Genomic DNA, 3,361 nt, shown 5'->3' with positions numbered 1-3,361 from the left:
AGCGTACCCTCGGGCAGTGTTGAAAAGACCCGCAAAATATCCAACCAGAACCAGAGAGAAAAAAGCCACTCGCTCTTAAGCGAGCGGCCTTAAGTACGAGACTGGGGTTTTTGAACGTTGCATCAGACTAACGTAAAGGTGATTAACCTTGTGTCGTTTCTGCCTTCGCTGCGTCACCTTTGATTTCGATGAGCTCAACATCAAACACCAAGGTTGAGTTTGCTGGAATCGCAGGTGTGTCTTGTGCGCCGTAAGCCAACTCAGGTGGAATGACGAATTTGAACTTAGAGCCCACTGGCATCAATTGAACGCCTTCCGTCCAGCCAGGGATCACGCGGTTAAGCGGGAAAGTCGCAGGTTGGTCACGATCGTAAGAGCTGTCGAATTGTGTACCGTCAGTCAATGTGCCTTTGTAATGGACAACAACGGTGTCTTCCGCTGCAGGTTTCGCACCTTCACCCAAGGTTTCTACTTGGTACATCAGACCTGAATCTGTGGTGGTTACACCTTCCGTTTTTGAGAACGTTGCGCGGAAATCTTCGCCTGCTTTCACAGCAGCCGCCGCTTTCTCTTCAGATTGTTTTTGTGCCATCTCAGCAACACGCTGATCCAGTGATTGAAGCGCAGCTTGTGCTTCTTCATCACTCAATTTTGATTTATCAGCAAACGCATCTTGTACACCTTGCAGTACAAGATCAGAGCTTAAGCTCAAGCCAATTTCTTCTTGCTGATCAAGGTTCGCTTTCAGGTATTGCGCCAACGATGCACCGATTGCATAAGCGGCTTTGTCATCTTCTGTTGCAAATGTCACGGTTTCTACGGCAGCAGGAGCTTCAACCGCAGCTGTCTTCGTTTCTTTTACTTCTTCCTGCTGACAGCCCACAGCTAGAGCGACAGTCGCAGCTAACAGTGACATTTTAAAAACTGATTTCATTGGTTACTCCGTTGGTATTCAAACCACATTTCTCTTATTCGCTTACGCGACAACGATGCGAAAGCCTGAAACGATCAATATACTCGACGTTATAGGGTCCCAAGAAAAGGAACACAAGCGTGATACGACAAATCGTCGCCACAATTTGCTTAATTCTGACACTGCTAGCACTTTCAGGGTGCTTTCACTCCTCGCATGAAGCACAACGTTGGACGTTGCAGCCTGATGGAGTGACCAGTTTCAGCTTAAGTCGTGAAGGCCGTTTCGGCCTTATGGCATCAAAAGAACAAGGTATCGTGCTCTGGGATCTTATGCAAAACAAACAGTTGGCAGATTTCGGATATCAGGATCAAGATAGAAACACTGTGATCGCGAGCCAAATATCAGACAACAATCGCTACGCCATTACTGCCACATCACAGAACTTTGCGGTCTGGGATTTAGCGTGGGGGCAAGCCGAGGGCCTGTGGTCCATATCAGACGGCATCATTAGAGACCTCGATATCAGTAACAACGGACAGAAAGTATTGCTTGCGTTATCGAACGGAAAAGCCTTGTTCGTGGACTTAGGCACAGGAAGACGCTTAGAGTTCCTTGCTCACCAAGATAAAGTGAATAGCGTGTCTTTGTCGCCCAATGGCAAGTTCGCGCTATCAGGAGGGAATGACCATAACGCCTTCTTTTGGAGCACTGAATCCGGCCAAGTGCTGAATGAATTTCCACACGCACACCGTATAACTCGCGTTGAGTTGCACCGCACGGGAAAATACGCCTTTTCAGCAGACGGAGACGACACAGCCATTGTGTGGGATCTCTCTACGGGCGAACCACGTACCGAACTCAATATGTTCCACCGCCACCCAAACTTCTCAACGGCACGTTTCTCGGATGATGGCGAGGTCTTAGTCACAGGGACTCCCGGCAGACGCATAGAGTCATGGGACACCCAAAGCGGTGATAACATCGGACGCTGGCTAGCGGAGGAACAACAAAATACGCGACCACCGAGTGCGGTGGTGTATGATGTCGCGATAGATCCAACAGGGCGTGTAATATCCGCAACATCAGCCGGCATTGCACAAGCCTGGATATCGCAGGAATAGTAACGATATGAAAGAATTAGAGCGATTACAGAAGCAAGTTGAAGACCTTGAAATCAAACAAGCATTTCAAGAACACACCATCGAAGAACTCAACGATGCGGTCACTGAACAACAAAATGCGATCATGCGAATGAACACGCAGATTGCCTTCTTGGTGACAAAACTGAAAGCGATAGAACCCGCAAACATCGCGAGCATGAACGAAGAAACACCGCCGCCTCACTACTGAAAGCAGGTACTAGGGGCGAGAAAAAGCAGATCGCGAGGAACGAGAAAGAGTAAAGTTCTCGAACCTTGCCTCTCGTTACTCGCTCACCACAGAAAGGGATTCATCTGCAAATATCGCTACCCGCGCATTGCCATCCGCATCGACCGTCGCACGGTACATGCCCGGACAGTTCAATTCGAAGTTCACTGCACCGCTCGCGTCAATCGCAATCACACCGCCCTCGCCGCCTAGCGAAAGAAAATCACCGTGAATAACGTCACGACATGCTTGCTCCATATTGGCATTGCCATATTGCATGCGTCCCGCAATGTCGCCAGCAACGGTACAGCGCATCAATAACTCGCCCATTCCTGTTGCCGATACCGCCACGTTGCCATTGCGCGCAAAATTTCCGCCACCAATGATTGGCGTATCTCCGACGCGCCCCCAACGTTTGTTGGTTAATCCACCGGTGCTGGTTGCTGCCGCAAGATTGCCATTTTTGTCCAACGCAACAGCGCCAACCGTGCCGTGTTTTTTCTCATCAGGATAGCGGGCTTCAGAAAGCGCCACGCCACCCGTCTTTTTCATGACGCGCAGTTCTTTGTAGCGCCTCTCGGTAAAAAAATAATCTTGCTCTGTATAGCTATAACCGCATTCTTTGAACGCAAAAGATTCCGCCCCCTCGCCCGCTAACATCGCATGCGGGCTTTTTTGCATCACGTCACGCGCGAGCTGTATAGGGTTTTTGATGTGACGAATCAAAGTGACAGCGCCAGCATTAAGCCCATTGCCATCCATCACACTGGCATCCATCTCAACCGTTTCATCATGCGTGAGCACTGATCCTTTTCCCGCATTAAAGAGCGGGCTGTCTTCCATCACCTTTACAGCAGCAACCGTGGCATCAACAGCGCTGCCACCTTGAACAAGAACCGCATGCCCTGCCAATACCGACTGCGCCAATGCTTTGCGATAATCAGCTTCAAACTCTGGGGTCATTAATCTGCGTTCAATTGTGCCTGCGCCGCCGTGGATGGCGATGGAGAATGGTTGAGACATAGCGATTCCTTCGTTAACGGGTACTGGGTACTGGGTACTGGGTACTGGGTACTG

At 49.8% G+C, this 3,361-nt stretch carries 4 protein-coding genes; 2 read left to right on the top strand and 2 right to left on the bottom strand.

Annotated features, from left to right (window positions below; genetic code table 11):
- Positions 1-142: 142 nt before the first annotated feature.
- Complete coding sequence (fkpA, locus tag BM082_RS24415; protein WP_017010450.1) at positions 143-934, bottom strand: FKBP-type peptidyl-prolyl cis-trans isomerase; 792 nt, start codon at positions 932-934, stop codon at positions 143-145.
- A 122-nt stretch (positions 935-1,056) separates the two neighbouring features.
- On the opposite strand from fkpA, the gene BM082_RS24410 reads away from it, so the two are divergent.
- The gene (locus BM082_RS24410) at positions 1,057-2,037 is read left to right on the top strand and encodes a WD40 repeat domain-containing protein (RefSeq protein WP_026024618.1); all 981 of its coding nucleotides are present in this window, start codon (positions 1,057-1,059) and stop codon (positions 2,035-2,037) included.
- Positions 2,038-2,044: 7 nt separating this feature from the next.
- Complete coding sequence (locus BM082_RS24405) at positions 2,045-2,266, top strand: SlyX family protein (protein ID WP_017010452.1); 222 nt, start codon at positions 2,045-2,047, stop codon at positions 2,264-2,266.
- 75 nt (positions 2,267-2,341) lie between these two features.
- Here the strand turns inward: BM082_RS24405 and BM082_RS24400 are convergent, their stop codons facing one another.
- Complete coding sequence (locus BM082_RS24400; RefSeq protein WP_017013172.1) at positions 2,342-3,307, bottom strand: isoaspartyl peptidase/L-asparaginase family protein; 966 nt, start codon at positions 3,305-3,307, stop codon at positions 2,342-2,344.
- Positions 3,308-3,361 lie beyond the last annotated feature (54 nt).

Source organism: Enterovibrio norvegicus DSM 15893, from assembly GCF_900115495.1.
Classification (GTDB): Bacteria; Pseudomonadota; Gammaproteobacteria; order Enterobacterales; family Vibrionaceae; genus Enterovibrio; species Enterovibrio norvegicus.
The sequence above is the reverse complement of the archived record's forward strand: the minus strand, read 5'-3'. Positions and strand labels throughout refer to the sequence as shown.

Excerpts from the sequence above, each read along its gene's own strand:
- fkpA (WP_017010450.1), bottom strand. The coding sequence starts at position 934 with ATGAAATCAGTTTTTAAAATGTCACTGTTAGCTGCGACTGTCGCTCTA.
- BM082_RS24405 (WP_017010452.1), top strand. The coding sequence starts at position 2,045 with ATGAAAGAATTAGAGCGATTACAGAAGCAAGTTGAAGACCTTGAAATC.
- BM082_RS24400 (WP_017013172.1), bottom strand. The coding sequence starts at position 3,307 with ATGTCTCAACCATTCTCCATCGCCATCCACGGCGGCGCAGGCACAATT.